Annotated in this window: 12 protein-coding genes; 11 read left to right on the top strand and 1 reads right to left on the bottom strand. The window is 51.8% G+C overall.

The window, feature by feature from the left end; all coding sequences use genetic code 11:
- The first annotated feature begins 93 nt into the window (after positions 1–93).
- Positions 94–2,598: a ComEC/Rec2 family competence protein gene (locus ACTNDI_RS05755; RefSeq protein WP_441099816.1), complete on the top strand. Its 2,505-nt coding sequence runs from the start codon at positions 94–96 to the stop codon at positions 2,596–2,598.
- 80 nt (positions 2,599–2,678) lie between these two features.
- Positions 2,679–3,656: a DNA polymerase III subunit delta gene (gene holA / locus ACTNDI_RS05750; protein ID WP_441099815.1), complete on the top strand. Its 978-nt coding sequence runs from the start codon at positions 2,679–2,681 to the stop codon at positions 3,654–3,656.
- 551 nt (positions 3,657–4,207) lie between these two features.
- Here the strand turns inward: holA and rpsT are convergent.
- Positions 4,208–4,471: a 30S ribosomal protein S20 gene (gene rpsT / locus ACTNDI_RS05745; RefSeq protein ID WP_441099814.1), complete on the bottom strand. Its 264-nt coding sequence runs from the start codon at positions 4,469–4,471 to the stop codon at positions 4,208–4,210.
- A 435-nt stretch (positions 4,472–4,906) separates the two neighbouring features.
- Between rpsT and lepA the strand changes: the two genes are divergently transcribed.
- From lepA to ACTNDI_RS05700, 9 genes are all read left to right on the top strand, one after another.
- A complete protein-coding gene (gene lepA, locus ACTNDI_RS05740; protein ID WP_441099812.1) occupies positions 4,907–6,721 on the top strand; it encodes a translation elongation factor 4 in 1,815 nt (604 codons plus the stop codon).
- Positions 6,711–7,997, top strand: coding sequence for a radical SAM family heme chaperone HemW (gene hemW / locus ACTNDI_RS05735; RefSeq protein ID WP_441099811.1), 1,287 nt, complete (start codon positions 6,711–6,713; stop codon positions 7,995–7,997). The genes lepA and hemW overlap by 11 nt, the downstream gene beginning before the upstream one ends.
- A 162-nt stretch (positions 7,998–8,159) precedes the next feature.
- Positions 8,160–10,991, top strand: a complete 2,832-nt coding sequence (gene uvrA, locus ACTNDI_RS05730) for an excinuclease ABC subunit UvrA (protein WP_441099810.1) — start codon at positions 8,160–8,162, stop codon at positions 10,989–10,991.
- 194 nt (positions 10,992–11,185) lie between these two features.
- Positions 11,186–12,190 carry a rod shape-determining protein gene (locus ACTNDI_RS05725; RefSeq protein ID WP_441099808.1) on the top strand — a complete coding sequence of 335 codons (1,005 nt, stop codon included), beginning with the start codon at positions 11,186–11,188 and terminating at the stop codon, positions 12,188–12,190.
- Between the two features lie 45 nt (positions 12,191–12,235).
- Positions 12,236–14,479, top strand: coding sequence for an SF1B family DNA helicase RecD2 (gene recD2 / locus ACTNDI_RS05720; RefSeq protein ID WP_441099807.1), 2,244 nt, complete (start codon positions 12,236–12,238; stop codon positions 14,477–14,479).
- Positions 14,480–14,491: 12 nt separating this feature from the next.
- Positions 14,492–14,749 (top strand): hypothetical protein, encoded by a 258-nt coding sequence (locus ACTNDI_RS05715; protein ID WP_441099806.1) that lies wholly within the window; start codon positions 14,492–14,494, stop codon positions 14,747–14,749.
- Complete coding sequence (locus ACTNDI_RS05710) at positions 14,700–15,491, top strand: ComF family protein (protein WP_441099805.1); 792 nt, start codon at positions 14,700–14,702, stop codon at positions 15,489–15,491. Before ACTNDI_RS05715 ends, ACTNDI_RS05710 begins: the two co-directional genes overlap by 50 nt.
- 321 nt (positions 15,492–15,812) lie before the next feature.
- Complete coding sequence (locus tag ACTNDI_RS05705) at positions 15,813–16,250, top strand: hypothetical protein (RefSeq protein ID WP_441099804.1); 438 nt, start codon at positions 15,813–15,815, stop codon at positions 16,248–16,250.
- Positions 16,247–17,563: a hypothetical protein gene (locus tag ACTNDI_RS05700; RefSeq protein ID WP_441099802.1), complete on the top strand. Its 1,317-nt coding sequence runs from the start codon at positions 16,247–16,249 to the stop codon at positions 17,561–17,563. Before ACTNDI_RS05705 ends, ACTNDI_RS05700 begins: the two co-directional genes overlap by 4 nt.
- The last annotated feature ends 2 nt before the right edge of the window (positions 17,564–17,565 follow it).

Here is a 17,565-nt window from a genome sequence, read left to right as displayed (position 1 = left end):
TTTGACATTTTTTCGTTTCCGCAGCTTTTCATTTTCACATTTTTTCAAGGCATCGGTGTAATGACACGATGATGGAATCGGGGGTGATGGAATTTGAAATACCGGCCTGTCTGTATTGCCTGTGTGCTGCTGATTCTGGGGATTCTGTTCTGTCGCTTTGCAGGAATCCCTGTTTTTGGACGCCCTAAGATTCCGGAGAGCGCGCAAAGCGTTCTTGAGTCTGGAACGACTGCCAGCTGCTCCGGAGAGATTGTGGAGAGGAATCGGAAGAAAAAATCTGTTCAGTATATCATTAAGGATTGCAGAGCTGAATTCCGGGACGATGAGAATCAGGTTTGCCGTATCCGGATTGGTTATCTGAAGGTTACAGTGCTGCCGGAAGTTACAGTGTTGCCGGAGGCGAATTTTGCGGACGATAATAAACTTGCCGGGACAGGACTGTTAACCGAAGAAGAATTTAAGGAGCGCGATATTGGACAGCTTCCGGTCGGGAGCAAAGTGATATTCCGGGGAAAACTATCGGAAATTGACGGACCCTCAAATCCGGGTGAATTTGACAGCAGGAGATATTATGCGTGCAGAAAGATTTTCTATGAAATGCTGAACGAGAAAGCCATGGTGACAGACCCGGGCGGAGGCTTACGGGAGCATCTTGCATCGTTTCGGGAAAGAGTTAGCGCCCGGCAGGCGAAACTGATGCATCCGAAACAGGCCGGGGTTTTGTCGGCTATGCTGCTTGGAGACCGCTCAATGCTGAGCGAAGAGAGCAAAGAACGGTACAGGTACGGAGGAGTCATGCACGTTCTGGCAATTTCCGGACTGCATATCTCAGTGCTTGGGATGATATTTTATGAGCTGCTGTTCCGGGTTCTTCTTCTCTGTATGCCGTTCCATATCCGGGCAGGGCAGGCCATTGCCGCCGTCGGAGCAGCGGCGGTGACAGGAATTTACTGCGTGTTTGCGGGCTCCCCGGTCTCTGCTGTCCGTGCGATGATCATGTTCGGACTTGCCCTGGGGGCAAAAATTCTGCGAAGGTCTTATGATGTACTGTGCGCGGTCGGGATCTCGGCCATTCTTCTACTGTTAACAAGGCCGGGATATCTTTTCGATGCCGGATTCCAGCTTTCCTATGCGGCGGTTGGAGGCGCAGCCGTTTTTTACCCAGCATTGCTTGGGCTGGTACCGAAGAATTATTGGCACAGAGGAAGCCGGATCAAGAAAATTTTTGAAAAAATTCTCGAGGCATTTCTGATGTGGGTGGCAGTCATGCTGTGCACGATCCCGGTTGCTGCTTACGCATTTTCAGAGATTCCTGTGCTGCCATTCGCGACATTGCTGATTGTTCCGGCGATGGGAGCGGTACTGATCCTCGGTATTGTCGGGAGTGCCATGGGTATGTTATGTCCTTCGGCCGGGTGGCTTCTGCTGATTCCGGTCGATCTTTCACTTCAGGTGTTTGAGAGAATTGCGTTGTTCGTGAAAACCATCCCGGGCTCGGTATGGACGGTCGGGAAACCGGATTGGTGGCAGCTTATGGCCTATGGATTCTGCCTTCTTCTGGTATGGATTTGCCTCAGACACGGTATGGGAAGGCGCGCGGCGCTGGTGGTGGCTGCGGCGGTGCTGGTTCTTTCTCTGAAATGGAGTCCGGCGTTGTCAATTGCTATGCTGGATGTCGGACAGGGAGACAGTCTCGTCATCTCCCAGGGACCCGAAATATGGAAGCCGGGTGGGGATTCGGTGTACCTCGTCGACGGAGGAAGCAGCAGTGTGAAGCAGCCGGGGAAGTACCGGATCATTCCGTATCTGAAATCTCGAGGGGTTACAAGGATCCGGGGAATTTTTGTCAGTCACGGAGATCAGGATCACCTGAACGGGATCGAGGAGCTTCTGGAAGAGATTGTCGGTCAACGGGTACGCATCCGGGTGGACGTACTTTATCTGACAGCGCAGATGCAGGAGGACGCTGCAGGGAGACGCCTTATAAAGCTGTGCAGGAAGGCAGGGATCCGGGTCGCGCTTCTGAAAAAAGGAGATATACTTGAGGATAGAAAATTACGGATCCGGGTAATGCATCCGGATGCGGAGCCGGGAGCTGTGCAGGAGACCAGAGGTGCAGATGGAAGCGCTGCAGATGCGTCATCGGGGACCGCAGGCGGCGGATCAGATGGCACCGCCGGAGGAAGAAACGAGGACAGCATGGTTCTGCTTCTGTCTTTCGGAGATTTCGATGCACTCCTGACGGGAGATCTGGAAGGGGAAGGAGAGCGTATAGTTCTGGAGGAGACCGGACCCGTGGAGTATCTAAAGGTCGCGCATCACGGCTCACGCAATTCTACCTCTGCTGCGTTTCTCCGTAAGGCGTCACCTGTTGTCTGCATGATTTCCGCCCCGGAAAAGAGCCGGTACGGTCATCCTGCGGGAGAGACGCTGACAAGGATTCGCGAGGCAGGAGCGGAATATTATGTGACGAGAGATTGTGGCGCCATCTGTCTGGAAACGAAGGGAAGAGGGAGTTTCCGGATCAGAACTTTCCGGAGAAAAGGGAAGAAACTTCCGGATCAGAGCAACTCGGGGAGAGAAGGGGAAGTTCATTGATCAGAACTTTCCGGAGAGAAGCGGATATGGTAAGATGAGACAGTGAGCAGAAAATCCCGGGAAAGGGAGGTCGCAGAAGGTTGAAGACAATTCGGGAAGATATCAAAGGCGGCAATTTCAAAAGGGTTTATCTTTTGTACGGGGAAGAAGCATATCTGAGAAACCAGTACAGGGATCTTCTGATCCGGGCGCTTGTTCCGGAGGGGGATACCATGAACTTTACCAGATACACCGGTAAGGACGTGGATGAGCAGGAGATTGTGTCGCAGGCAGAAACACTGCCTTTTTTTGCGGACCGACGGGTTATTCTCGTCGAAAACAGTGGATTTTTCCGCCGGAAGACCGAGAGACTGGATGACTACATGGATCATCTGCCGGACTACCTTGTGATGATATTTGTGGAGGACGAGGTTGACAAGAGAAATCGTCTCTACAAGCAGATTCAGAAAAAGGGGCATGTGGCGGAGTTTGCGGCGCAGACAGAGGAGACCCTTACCCGGTGGGTGCTGACACGCATGACCAGAGAGGGGAAGAAAATCACCAGGAAGGATATGAGCCACTTTCTAGATATGACAGGAACAGACATGGCAAATATCAGCAGTGAGCTTGAAAAACTGCTCTGCTATACCATGGGCAGGGAGGTCATCACAAATCAGGACATTGACGCGGTCTGCGCTCCCCAGATCACAAACCAGATTTTTGACATGATACGGGCAGTTACGGAACATCAGCAGAAAAAGGCGCTGGATTATTACTATGATCTTCTGGCACTCAAGGAAGCGCCGATGCGGATTCTGTATCTCCTGGCGAGACAGTATAATCAGCTCCTGCAGGTGAAGACACTGGCGGCAGACGGAATGCCGAACCGGGAAATCGCACCAAAAGTTGGCATGCCACCGTTTGCGGTCAGCCGCACGCTCGGACTGTGCCGGAATTATTCAATTCCACAGCTGGAATCCATTGTAAGAGAATTTGTGCAGGTTGAGGAAGAGGTGAAGACGGGGCGGCTGGATGACAAGCTGAGTGTGGAGATGATGATTGTGAAATGGAGCCGGTGAAAACGCTCATACCTGTTGTCGTCGCTAATGTTCTTGCCCACTGGTGAGCAAGCTCCCCGTGGGCCAAGAACATTGCGACTGGACTTATACAATAAACGGCCATACGATACATCGTGTCACACACTGTATAAGCTACGGATTGCTCCGTGCTTCGCACTCCCGCAATCCTACAGGTATTCGGATTTCGCGCGTTCGCGCTTCATCCTCATACCTGTTGCCTTCGAAATCGCATACAGTCTCTTACACACGCTTCGCGCGTGACGATCCTGTCTGCGTTTTCGAAGAGCTTATACAGTAAACGCCCGTACGATAAGTCGTGTCACATACTGTATAAAGCCAGCTGCTCCGTTGCTTCGCAACTCTCGCAGCTGCCACATGTATTCGCATTCCCGCGGTGTTTCACACCGCTCCATGCTCATACATGTTAGCGTCGTTCAAGCATGCAGTTTTCTGTGCATGCTTCGCATGCCCAAAAACTGCCCGCTTGACGACGGCTTTATACACTAAAAAAACACGAGGCGACGACTCCTCGTGTTTGCTCGTTTATTGATTTATTGAATAGAGTTTACAGCTTTGCTTAAGCGGGAAACTTTTCTGGATGCGTTGTTCTTGTGAAGAACGCCCTTTGTCTCGGCTTTGTCGATGACAGATGTTGCATTCAGCAGAGCAGCCTGTGCAGCTACCTTGTCATTCGCAGCAACTGCAGCCTCTACCTTTTTCATAGATGTTTTTACTGCAGACTTGATGGCCTGATTTCTCTCGGCCTTTGTTTTGTTAACGAGAATTCTCTTCTTCGCGGATTTGATGTTAGCCAAACTGTACACCTCCTTTTATTTTATATTTATGGGATGTTCTTTATAGGATGACACTTTTCCACTTCCGAACATGCTTATTCATATTATTCTATTTCATATGGGTTTGTCAACTGAAATTTTCAAAAAACGTGAATCTGTAATTATCAAAAAACGTGAATCTAAAATTATCAAAAACGTGAATCTTTTGACCATCTTTAGACCATCGCCTGACGGCTGCTGAACATTTTTTGCCGTCAGCCGGCTTCTTTTCGAAGATTTTCACGTTTCCTGCACCTTGCGGCTCCAGACAAAGTCGAGTATAATCTCACTGTATATCTGTCGGAGTCTGTCTGAATGCGGGGAAAGCGAAAAGAAGAAAGACCCGGTGACGGATTCCGGAGGGAGAATCTGCAGATGTCTATATGATACATAATCTCAAAAACCGGAGGTAGTACCTTGTCATTAATAGATCAGAGCAAAATCAGAAATTTTTGCATTATCGCGCATATTGATCACGGAAAATCAACACTGGCTGACCGGATCATCGAGAAGACAGGCCTTCTCACCAGCCGCGAGATGCAGAATCAGGTTCTTGACAATATGGATCTGGAGCGGGAACGCGGAATTACCATAAAAGCACAGGCATGCCGTACGGTCTACCGGGCGAAAGACGGTGAAGAGTATATCCTGAATATGATCGATACCCCCGGTCACGTGGACTTTAATTATGAAGTTTCCAGAAGCCTTGCTGCCTGTGATGGTGCTGTTCTTGTGGTGGACGCGACACAGGGAGTGGAGGCACAGACGGTGGGAAATGTATATCTTGCCATGGAGCATGATCTGGAAATTTTCCCGGTGCTGAACAAAATCGATCTTCCGAGCGCACATCCGGAGGAGGTAAAAAGCGAGATCGAGGACGTTATCGGTCTGGACGCAGAGGATGCGCCCGAGATTTCGGCGAAGACAGGTCAGAACGTTGAGGAGGTGCTTGAAGCGATCGTGCATAAGATCCCGGCTCCGGAAGGAGACGTGAAGGCACCATTGAAGGCACTGATCTTTGACTCCATCTATGATTCCTATAAGGGAGTGATCATCTCCGTCCGGCTCCGTGAGGGCACGGTGAAGCCGGGTGACCGGATCCGGATGATGGCGACCGGGGCGGAAGAAGAGGTGGTTGAAGTCGGTTATTTTGGCGCAGGACAGATGATTCCGTGTGATGTTCTTGAGGCCGGCATGGTGGGCTATATCACCGCGAGCATTAAGAACATCAAAGATACTCGCGTCGGAGATACTGTGACAAATGCGGACCGTCCCTGTGCGGAGCGGCTTCCCGGTTACAAAAAGGTACAGTCCATGGTATACTGCGGTATCTACCCTGCAGATTCAGCGAAGTACCCGGAGCTTCGGGACGCATTGGAAAAGCTGCAGCTCAATGATGCCTCTCTGTATTATGAGCCGGAGACCTCAGCGGCGCTGGGCTTCGGGTTCCGCTGTGGCTTTCTCGGTCTGCTCCATCTGGAGATCATCCAGGAGCGGCTGGAGAGAGAATATAATCTGGATCTGGTCACAACGGCGCCGGGAGTTGTATATAAGATCCACAAGACGAGCGGAGAAGTTGTGGAATTGACGAATCCATCCAATCTTCCGGATCCTTCAGAGATCGAATACATGGAGGAGCCGATGGTAAAGGCAGAGATCATGGTAACCACCGAGTTTGTCGGTCCGATTATGCAGCTCTGTCAGGAGCGCAGGGGCGAATACCAGGGTATGGAGTATATCGAGACGACCCGTGCGCTTCTAACCTATCATATCCCACTCAATGAGATCATCTATGATTTCTTCGATGCTCTGAAATCGAGATCCAGAGGGTATGCGTCTCTGGATTATGAGATCATTGGGTATCAGAGAAGTGAGCTGGTGAGACTTGATATTCTGGTCAATAAAGAGCCGGTAGATGCCCTGTCATTCATCGTATTTGCAGATTCCGCCTATGACCGGGGCAGAAAGATGTGCGAGAAACTGAAGCAGGAGATTCCGCGGCAGCTTTTCGACATTCCGATTCAGGCTGCTGTTGGCTCGAAGGTGATTGCGAGGGAGACGGTAAAGGCTCTCCGCAAGGATGTACTTGCAAAATGCTATGGCGGAGATATCTCCCGCAAGAAGAAGCTCCTGGAGAAACAGAAGGAAGGAAAGAAGAAGATGCGTCAGATCGGAAACGTTGAAATCCCGAAGGACGCCTTCCTCAATGTTCTGAAGCTTGATGAGAACTAAAGCCGGCATGGAATTATATATCCACATCCCATTCTGCGCGAAAAAATGTGGATACTGCGATTTCCTCAGTTTTCCCGCTGAGTGCGGAACACAAGACAGATATGTGGAGGCATTGCTGCGCGAGATCCGGAGTTTTTCCGGTATAAGGCAGAGTGTTTCTTCTATATATATCGGGGGTGGAACCCCTTCTCTTCTTCCCGCAGAGATGATTGCGGAGATCATGCACGCGGTCAGAGAGACCTTTCATCTGGAACCAGACGCGGAAATTTCGATGGAAGCCAATCCTGGAACCGTGCATCCGGAAAGCCTGTCCGTTTATCGAAGAGCGGGAATCAACCGGCTGAGCTTCGGGTGTCAGTCCACCGACGACGGGGAATTGAAGCGCCTCGGCAGAATTCATACGTATCAGGCGTTTCGGGAGAGCTTCGCGTACGCAAGGGAGGCGGGCTTTTCCAATCTGAACGTGGACCTGATGTCGGGACTGCCGGGACAGACGGAGGAATCCTGGGAGAGAACACTTCGGCGGATCGCAGAGGCAGGCCCGGAGCATATATCTGCATACAGCCTGATCATCGAGGAGGGAACGCCTTTTTACGAAAAATATCACGGGGTCTCCGGTTTGATTGCCGGAGGAGATCCGGATGCCCGTGTAAGAGAACTTGAAGAAGAACAGTATCATCTGAGATCTGAGGAAGTGCTCCCCGGTGAGGAAACGGAGAGACGGATGTACGAGCGGACAGAGGAGATCCTTGCCGGCTATGGATTCCATCGGTATGAAATCTCAAACTACGCGAGAAGCGGGAGAGAATGCCGCCACAATGTGGGATATTGGACAGGGGTTCCGTACCTCGGACTGGGGCTGGGAGCGTCTTCCTTTACGGGGCGTCTCCGGTTCCGGAACACGGATGATATCGGAACGTATCTGCAGATGTACGCCGGACCGGAGAACGACGGAAGAGGAAAGATGTTGTTTGGCGGAGAGCGTTTATCTGTGGAGAAAAAAGAGAACATTCTGTCGGAAACCGGACGGGAAGAACCGGAATTTCTTGGAAAAGAAGACCTGATGGCGGAATTTATGATTCTGGGGCTCAGAATGACGTCCGGCATCAGCAAAGAGGAGTTCAGATGCCGCTTCGGAGAGGATGTAATGGAGGTATACGGCAGTACAATCCGCAAGTATGAGGATGCAGGCCTTCTGCGGGAGGAAAGAGGAAATTTGTTTCTCACCCGCCGGGGGCTCTCCCTGTCAAATACGGTCATGGCGGATTTCCTGTAGGTTTGCGAGCGCGCGAAGCAACGTATGAATGCTTATACATGTCAGCGCCGCGGAAGATACGAAGCAGCTTCTGTGACGCGGGAGCATATACGAAGTGCAGTGCCCCCGCAGGCGTGACGCCGCAATATGTATGAAGCCGGCAGAAGAGTTAGGAGTTTAAAATTGGCAGAAAAGAACCATTTTATCAGGATCAGAGGTGCTTCGGAGAATAATCTGAAGAATTTGAATATAGATATCCCAAGAGACAAGCTTGTAGTGCTGACCGGGCTATCCGGATCGGGAAAGAGCTCTCTGGCGTTTGACACCATTTATGCGGAGGGACAGAGACGGTACATGGAGAGTCTCTCCTCCTACGCGAGGCAGTTCCTCGGACAGATGGAGAAGCCGAAGGTGGAGAGCATCGAGGGCCTGCCGCCCGCCATTTCCATCGATCAGAAATCAACCAACCGGAACCCGAGATCCACGGTGGGAACGGTCACGGAGATCTATGATTATTTCAGGCTTTTGTATGCAAGAGTCGGGATTCCGCACTGTCCGAACTGCGGACGGGAAATCAGCAGACAGACCGTGGATCAGATGGTCGGCCAGATCATGGAGCTGCCGGAGAAATCCAGAATCCAGCTGCTTGCGCCTGTGGTGAGAGGACGGAAAGGACGTCATGAGAAGGTTCTGGAGCAGGCAAGAAAATCCGGCTATGTCCGCGTGGTCATAGATGGAAACCAGTATGACCTGTCGGAGGACATCGCTCTCGACAAAAATCTGAAACATAACATTGAAATTGTGGTGGACCGCCTTATTGTCCGGCCGGGAATTGAAAAGCGTCTGACGGATTCGGTGGAAAACGTGCTGAAACTTTCCGGTGGACTTCTCGTAGTCGATACAATGGACGGGCATACCCGGAATTTCAGCGAGAGCTTCTCTTGTCCGTATTGCGGAATCAGTGTAGATGAGATCGAGCCGAGGAGTTTTTCCTTTAATAATCCATTCGGCGCCTGTCCGGAGTGCTCCGGCCTTGGCTATCGGATGGAGTTCGCGGAATCGCTGATGATCCCGGATCCATCGAGATCCATCGACGAGGGGGCCTTTGCCGTTCCTGGATGGCAGTCGAGCACCCAGAAGGGAAGCTTTACGCGGTGCATGCTGGAAGCACTGTCGGAGGAATACCATTTTTCTCTGTCCACGCCGTTTAAGGATTACCCAAAAAAAATCCACGATATTTTGATTTATGGAACAAAAGGGCATTCAGTGAAGGTCCATTATAAGGGTCAGCGTGGAGAAGGTGTCTACGACGTTGCTTTTGAGGGGCTGATCAAGAATGTGGAGCGTCGGTATCGTGAGACCGCGTCGGAATCTTCGCGTCAGGAATACGAGAACTTTATGAATATTTCCCCGTGCCCGGCATGTCACGGGCAGAGGCTGAAGCCGTCTTCGCTGGCAGTCACCGTTGCGGACAAGAATATCTACGAGGTGACCAACCTGTCGATTGAGAGCCTTCTGAAATTTCTGGACGATATCCGTTTAAGTGATCATCAGATGCTGATCGGAAGACAGATCCTGAAAGAAATCCGGAACCGTGTGAGCTTTCTCCACGAAGTCGGACTGGATTATCTGACGCTGGCGAGAGCCACCGGATCGCTTTCCGGCGGTGAGGCGCAGCGTATCCGGCTTGCTACCCAGATCGGATCGGGACTTGTCGGAGTGGCTTATATACTGGACGAACCGAGCATCGGCCTTCATCAGAGAGACAATGGAAAGCTTCTCGGGACTCTGATGCATCTCCGGGATCTTGGAAATTCCGTTATCGTTGTCGAGCACGATGAAGAAACGATGCGGGCGGCTGACTGTGTGGTGGATATCGGTCCGGGCGCGGGCAGCCACGGCGGCGAGCTGGTCGCCATGGGAACCGCGGAGGACATCATGAAGTGTCCGGAATCCATCACGGGGCAGTATCTGTCGGGAAAGCGCAAGATTCCGGTTCCCGATGTAAGAAGGAAGCCAAAGGAATGGCTGATTGTCAGGGGCGCCGAGGAACACAATCTCAAGAATATCGACGTAAAATTCCCGCTCGGTGTGATGACCTGTGTGACCGGTGTTTCGGGCTCCGGCAAGAGCTCTCTTGTCAACGAGATTCTCTACAAGCATCTGCAGAGGGAGCTGAACCATGCTCTTGTGATTCCGGGAAAGCACAGCGGAATTGAAGGAATGGAGCATCTGGACAAGGTGATCAATATCGATCAGTCCCCGATCGGGCGTACGCCGAGATCGAATCCGGCGACGTACACAGGTGTATTCGACATGATCCGTGATCTGTTTGCCGCGACACCGGACGCGAAGGCACGCGGCTACAAGAAGGGACGTTTCAGCTTCAATGTCAAGGGAGGAAGATGCGAGGCCTGTTCCGGAGACGGAATTGTGAAGATTGAGATGCATTTTCTTCCGGATGTCTACGTCCCCTGCGAGGTGTGCGGCGGAAAGCGCTACAACCGGGAGACACTGGAGGTCAGATACAAGGGGAAAAATATCTTTGAGATTCTGGATATGACCGTTGAGGAGGCGCTTCCCTTTTTTGAGAAGGTTCCGTCAATCTATCGCAAGATCAGGACGCTGTATGATGTGGGTCTGTCCTACGTGAAGCTCGGGCAGCCTTCAACAGAACTGTCGGGCGGTGAAGCGCAGAGAATCAAGCTGGCGGCTGAGCTCTCCAAGAGAAGCACGGGAAGAACCTGCTATATTCTGGACGAGCCGACTACCGGTCTTCATTTTGAAGACGTGCACAAGCTGGTGGATATTCTCCAGAGATTCACAGAAGATGGCAATACGGTTATTGTCATTGAACACAACCTTGATGTCATTAAAACTGCCGACTATATCATCGATATGGGCCCGGAGGGCGGAGACAAGGGCGGAACGGTGATCGCCAGTGGTACGCCGGAGGAGGTCGCGAAGGTGCCGGAATCCTATACCGGTCAGTATCTCAGAGAATATCTGAAGTGACGAAGGTTGATACGCGTCACTTTGTGCTCATACCTGCTGCCTTCGAAATCGCAACCAGTCTCTTACACACGCTTCGCGGCAGGCGGCCTGTCTGCGTTTTCGAAGAGCTGTTCAGTTATGATATTGTATAAGCTGCGGATTGCTCCGTGCTTCGCACTCTCGCAATCCGATAAGATAGAAAGGAACATTATTATATGCCGGTTACTGACATTGGAATTGATCTAGGAACGGCGTCAATTATTGTATATGTCAAGGGGAAGGGTATTTTCTGTCAGGAGCCATCCGTTGTGGCCTATGACAGAGACGCGAACAAGATTCTGGCATTCGGAACCGAGGCGGCGCAGTGCATCGGACGAATGCCGGGCAATATTGTCGGGATACGTCCGCTGAAGGATGGCGTGATCTCGGATTTTGTCGTTACCGAACGAATGCTGCGGTATTTCATCCGAAAATCCATGGGAAACTGGAATATTCTGAAGCCGAGGATCTGTATCTGTGTGCCGAGCGGCGTTTCGGATATCGAGAGAAGAGCGGTGGAGGAAGCTTCGTACCGCGCGGGCGCAAGGGACGCTGTGATTGTCCGGGAACCGATCGTCGCCGCGATGGGCGCCGGTGTGGATATCATGCGCGCGAGCGGCAGTATGATTGTGAATATCGGAGGCGGTATCAGCGAAATCGCTGTCCTGTCTCTTGGAGGGATTGTAATTTCTCAGTCCATCCGGACGGCAGGAGAAGCATTTGACGAGGCAATCTGTCAGTATATTCATGATATCTACGGATTGATCATCGGAAGCCAGACCGCAGAGGATATCAAGATTCAGATCGGATCCGCAGATCCGGACCGGAGCCTGAGACAGGTCTCTGTGACGGGACGCGATGTGGATGCGGGATTTCCGCGGACGGTCAGCATTACCTCGGATCAGGTAAGAGAAGCCGTCTCTCCGGCGGTGCGCCGGATTATAGAGACAATCCGTGTAGTGATGGAGAAAACACCCCCGGATCTTGCGGCAGATATAGCGAAACGGGGGATTGTTCTGACCGGAGGAGGCGCGATGCTGGACGGGCTGGAAGGAGAAATCGAGAAGGCAACCGGAATCCGGACCCTTCTGGCGGACAATCCGCAGCAGGCAGTCGCTGTCGGTACCGGGTTGTATATTCGTGCAATGTCGGATTTTGAAAAGCAGAAGAGCTTCCGCTGAGGAAGCCGGATGCGTTCCGGTAAGGCCGGACATTTGGAGATCAGCATGTCGGAAAAAATAGAAGGATATGTGGAGCATATCATCTATCGAAATGAGGATAATGGTTATACCGTTCTGAATCTGTCCGCGCTGGACGAGGATGTGACCTGTGTCGGCAGCTTCTCCTCGGTCAACGAGGGAGAGTATATCGAGGCGGAGGGAGAGTATAGTGTTCATCCAAGCTATGGAAAGCAATTCCGGGCAGAGAATGTCCATGTTACAATTCCGAGAGACAGTGTAGCCTTGGAGAGGTATCTGGGGAGCGGAGCCATCAAAGGCGTAGGTGCAGCGCTGGCCTCACGCATTTTGAAGCGGTTTGGTGATGACACCCTGCGGATCCTGGAGGAGGAGCCGGAGCGGCTGGCCGAGGTAAAGGGGATCAGTGACCGGAAAGCCCGGGAGATCGGAGAGCAGGTTGAGGCAAAATCACAGATGCAGAACGCTATGATTTTTCTCTCCCAGTACGGGATCTCCCTTTCTCTCGCCATCCGGATTTATAACCGTTACCAGGACAGGCTGTATACGGTGATGCGTGAGAACCCTTATCAGATGGCAGATGATATTGACGGGGTCGGATTTCGGATCGCCGATGAGATTGCTTCCAGGGCTGGAATCCGGCCGGATTCAGAATACCGGATCCGGAGCGGAATCCTGTACGCGCTCAATCAGGCTGGCGCACAGGGCCATATTTACCTTCCGAAGGAGATCCTGGTGCAGAGAGCCGGAGAACTTCTGGGAACAGATCCCGGTGACATCGACCGGTATCTGATGGACCTTGCTCTCGACAAAAAAATAAAAGCGCTGGTCTTTGAGGATGAGAATGGTGATTCTCACGCGAGGATTTACGCGGAGAGATCGTATCTGACCGAGTTGAACTGCGCAAGAATGCTTCAGGATCTGAATCTTCATATCCGTGAGGACGAAGAGGCGGTAAATGAGAGGATCCGAAGGATCGAGAAGTCCGACCGGATTGTTCTTGACGATCTTCAGCGCAAGGCAGTTGCGGCAGCGGCCACGAACGGTATTTTTGTATTGACAGGAGGGCCTGGAACCGGAAAAACAACAACGATCAATACGATGATCCGGTATTTTGAATCGGAGCATCTGAGTATCGCGCTGGCAGCACCGACCGGACGCGCGGCGAAGCGGATGACGGAGGCAACCGGTTATGAGGCGTCTACGATACACCGGCTGCTTGAGATTTCAGGTGCGGCTGATGAAGAATCGATGAATGTACGCTTTGAACGGAATGCTGAAAATCCGCTGGAGCAGGACGTGATTATCATTGATGAGATGTCGATGGTTGATATTTTCCTGATGCATTCACTTCTTTCAGCGATTGTTCCGGGGACACGGCTGATTCTGGTGGGTGACCAGAACCAGCTTCCGAGCGTTGGACCGGGCAGTGTGCTCAGGGACATCATACGGTCCGGATGTTTTCCGGTTGTTATGCTTACCAGGATTTTCCGGCAGGCGCAGGAAAGCGATATCGTGGTCAATGCACACCGGATCCATGCCGGGCTTCCCGTTCGCACAGATAACCGGAGCCGTGACTTCTTTTTCCTTGAACGGGAGGATGTGCGGGTCGTACAGAGAGTTGTGCTCGCTCTGGTGCAGGAAAAGCTCCCGAAGTATGTAAAGGCGGATTCTTCGGAGATACAGGTTCTGACACCGACACGAAAGGGAGCACTTGGCGTCGAGAGTCTCAACCGGATTCTGCAGACTTATCTGAACCCGCCGTCTCCTGCCAAGCAGGAGAGAGAAACCTCACGGGGAATTTTCCGGGAGGGAGACAAGGTCATGCAGATCCGGAACGATTATCAGCTGGAATGGCAGCTGAGGGGAAAATACGGAATCGTCGCGCAGCGGGGCCTCGGGGTGTTCAACGGTGATATGGGCATCATCCGGAGAATTGATACGCCGAACGAGCTGCTTACGGTTGAATATGAAGAGGGAAAGACTGTGGATTACACCTTCCGCCAGCTGGATGAACTGGAGCTGGCATATGCTACGACGGTTCACAAAGCACAGGGAAGCGAATACCCTGCCGTAGTCATTCCTCTTCTCGGAGTTCCGCATATGCTGCAGACACGGAACCTCCTCTATACTGCTGTGACAAGGGCCAGAAAATGTGTGGTTCTGACAGGAAGCCGACAGGTGTTCCAGGCGATGATTGAAAATGCAACCGAGGAAAACCGCTACACGTCATTGGCGGAACGGATCATCGAGCTGAAACGGCAGGAGATCTGAGGTGGATTTCCGGTGGCAGGGACGGGCGGCAGGATGGACCAGCCTGCGGCATCGGACGCTATGAATGCGTTTCACCATAAGGCATCGGAACCCAGATGTACTACGTGGAAAGCAAGGATTGAGCAGCATATGAGAATTGTTTCACCGGAAGTTTCACCGGAAGGCAGCGGAGCACAGATGTTATACGCGGCGGAAATCGGCGCGGACAGGAGGGAGAGTCTTGCGAAAAAGTCTGGACAGGATATTGGAAGATGGATTCCTGCAGAGTAAGCAGGTCATACGGCGGGACGGAATGCTGTGCGCGCGGAAAATTGCCGGATTGTTTTATCCGCGCCGCTGTCCGTTTTGCGATTGTCTGCTGTCTGCCGGAGAACCATATCTGTGCCGGAAATGCGCGGGCATTCTGAACTTTATCACAGGACCGGTCTGCATGAAGTGCGGAAGACCGCTGGAGTCTGATACCGCGGAATACTGTGATAATTGCCGGAGAAGAGAGCATCGCTTTATTCAGGGCTTTGCACCCTTTACGTATCGGGGGATGGTGCAGGATTCGATCACCCGTTTTAAGTACGGAAACCGGGCAGAATATGCCGGGTTTTATGCGACCGCGATCTGGAAACACGGCGGCATACATCTGAAAGAGTGGAAGCCGGAGCTGATTCTTCCTGTTCCGATCCATCTGGACAGGTACCGGAAACGGGGATACAATCAAGCGGAAGAGGTTGGCCGGCATCTTTCGGAGAAACTCGGAATTCCCTGTGCGACGAATGAAATATACCGGAGAAAAAACACCCGGCCGCAGAAAGGGCTTACTCTTTCGATGAGAAGAAAAAACCTTTCAGGTGCGTTTGCGGCGAGGGATGGTGTAAGCCTGCCGGAGAGGGTGCTTCTGGTTGACGACATCTATACCACAGGGGCAACGCTGGATGCGCTTGCGGAGACGGCAGCGGAAGCCGGGGCATGCAGGATATGGTTTGCCTGCGTATCCATAGCGCCGGGTCAAAGTGTATGACTGATTCAGACGGGCTGTAGGGGAAAGCAGGCGCCAGAACACACACTTTCAATGGCTCCGGAAGTATGATAAAATAAACTGATGTTTTTATACCGACATGCCCTGCAAGCGGGGCCACAAATTGTATAGGCTGCGGATTGCTCCGTGCTTCGCACTCTCGCAATCCTACAGGTATGAACACTTCCGTGCCGCTTGCGCGTCACTTCGTGCTCATACCTGTTGCCTTCGAAATCGCATACAGTCTTTTACGCGCGCTTCGCGTGCGACAATCCTGTCTGCGTTTTCGAAGAGCTTATACAGTAGTATATAGAGGACAGGAAAATGATTGACAAGAAAAGACTGTACCTGATGATCGGTCTGGCGAGATTTGAGAAGAAACACGCGGACGGGTCTTTCCGGATCAGCCGGTATTATCAGAGAGATTATACGGCTTTTGCGCTGATCCGGAATCTGCTGCTGAGCACCATTGCGTATATTCTGCTGCTCGGCGTACTGATGCTGGCCAATATGGATACCTTCTTTTCCCGGCTGAATGCCGCGGATATCCGGCCTGTTGTTGCGGTGCTGATTGTGAGCTACGTTATTTTCGTAGGTATCTATTCTGTCATTGCGTATATACTGGCGCGGATCCGTTATGTTCGGATGCAGAGCGACATGGAAGAATATGAGCGCGCACTCGCAAGGCTGGGACGCATGTACCGGCGGGGATATCACGAGGAAAGCGGCGAAGGGGAAAAGCAGGAGGAAGAGGAAGAATGAACGAGTTGCTTGAATTAAGAGAGAGACTGATCCGTTTTTATACGGATTATGACGTATATATACGTCCGCTTTTCCGGTTTGCGCTGGCGGTGATCACGTTTATTACTCTGAATGACAAGATCGGTTATATGAGTCAGTTAAACAATCTGCTCGTGATCATCATTTTGTCTGTCATCTGCGCGATCCTTCCGATTAACGGGATCGTCTTTATCGGTACCGTTCTGATTGTCGCGAACAGCTTTGGACTGAATGTCGGAGTCGGCGCATTCGCGGTTGTTCTGTATCTGCTGATGCTGCTTCTGTACTTCCGCTTTGTTCCGAAGGATGCGCTGGCGATTATTCTTACGCCGGTGGCGGGAGCTCTGCACATGCCGATGACGGTTCCTGTTGTGCTGGGGCTTATGCGAGGTCCGGTGTCGGCAATCACGCTGATCTTCAGCGTGCTCTCCTGGTCCTTTGTAAACGGTCTTCCGGATACCGTCGAAGCGGTCGCGAATACAAAAGGTGCCAGTATGATTGACATTGTTCAGGCAATACCCGGCGCGATGATGAATTCGAAGACGATTCTCATGCTTGTGACATTCGTGGTGGTATTTTTGATTGTTACCTGTATCCGTGAGCTGGTCAGCAGCCATGCGTGGGAGATCAGCATCATTGTCAGCGCGATTATTTATCTCGGTCTGATGATTGCCGGTGCCAGCATTCTGAATGTGAAGATAAATCTTGTGATGACTGTGATCGAAACCGCGCTCTCAGTTGCCGTCGCATTTATCTTTGAGTTTTTCTGCTATAATGCGGACTATTCTCACACGGAGTTCCTTCAGTTTGAGGACGACAACAACTATTATTATGTAAAGGTGACTCCAAAGCGCAGACCGAGATATAATCTCGAAGAGGAAGAGGACGAAACGGAAGAGGTGGAGGCAGACGCGGATGAGAAGCGTTTTGTCACCCGGGAGAACAATATCTATGAGAAGAAATTTGAGGGAATCAATCTTCAGTCCAGACTTGAGGAATCCCTGAAGTCTCTGAATACAAACCAAAACGGCCGGGAAAATGGCCTTGACGGTTCTTCATCTGCTGCTGCCCGGCACACAGACAATGATGAGAAGATGAGAACCATAAACCTTACCATAGACAGTGAGGGCCGTCAGACACGTACAGATGCTCATAAGGACAGCAATTCGGGCATTGGGGGAGAGACGATCCGACTGGATCCGGTTTTTCCTGAGAGCGGGGATGAAGCAAAAACCGGAGATGAAGCAAATGCCCGGGATGAGGATATGGGCCAGACCAGGATCATCAGAAAGTAAAC

The sequence above is a fragment of the Bilifractor sp. HCP3S3_D3 genome (genome assembly GCF_052063915.1).
GTDB lineage: Bacteria > Bacillota > Clostridia > Lachnospirales > Lachnospiraceae > Bilifractor.
Note: the sequence above shows the minus strand (reverse complement) of the source record. Positions and strands in the feature narration are given on the sequence as shown.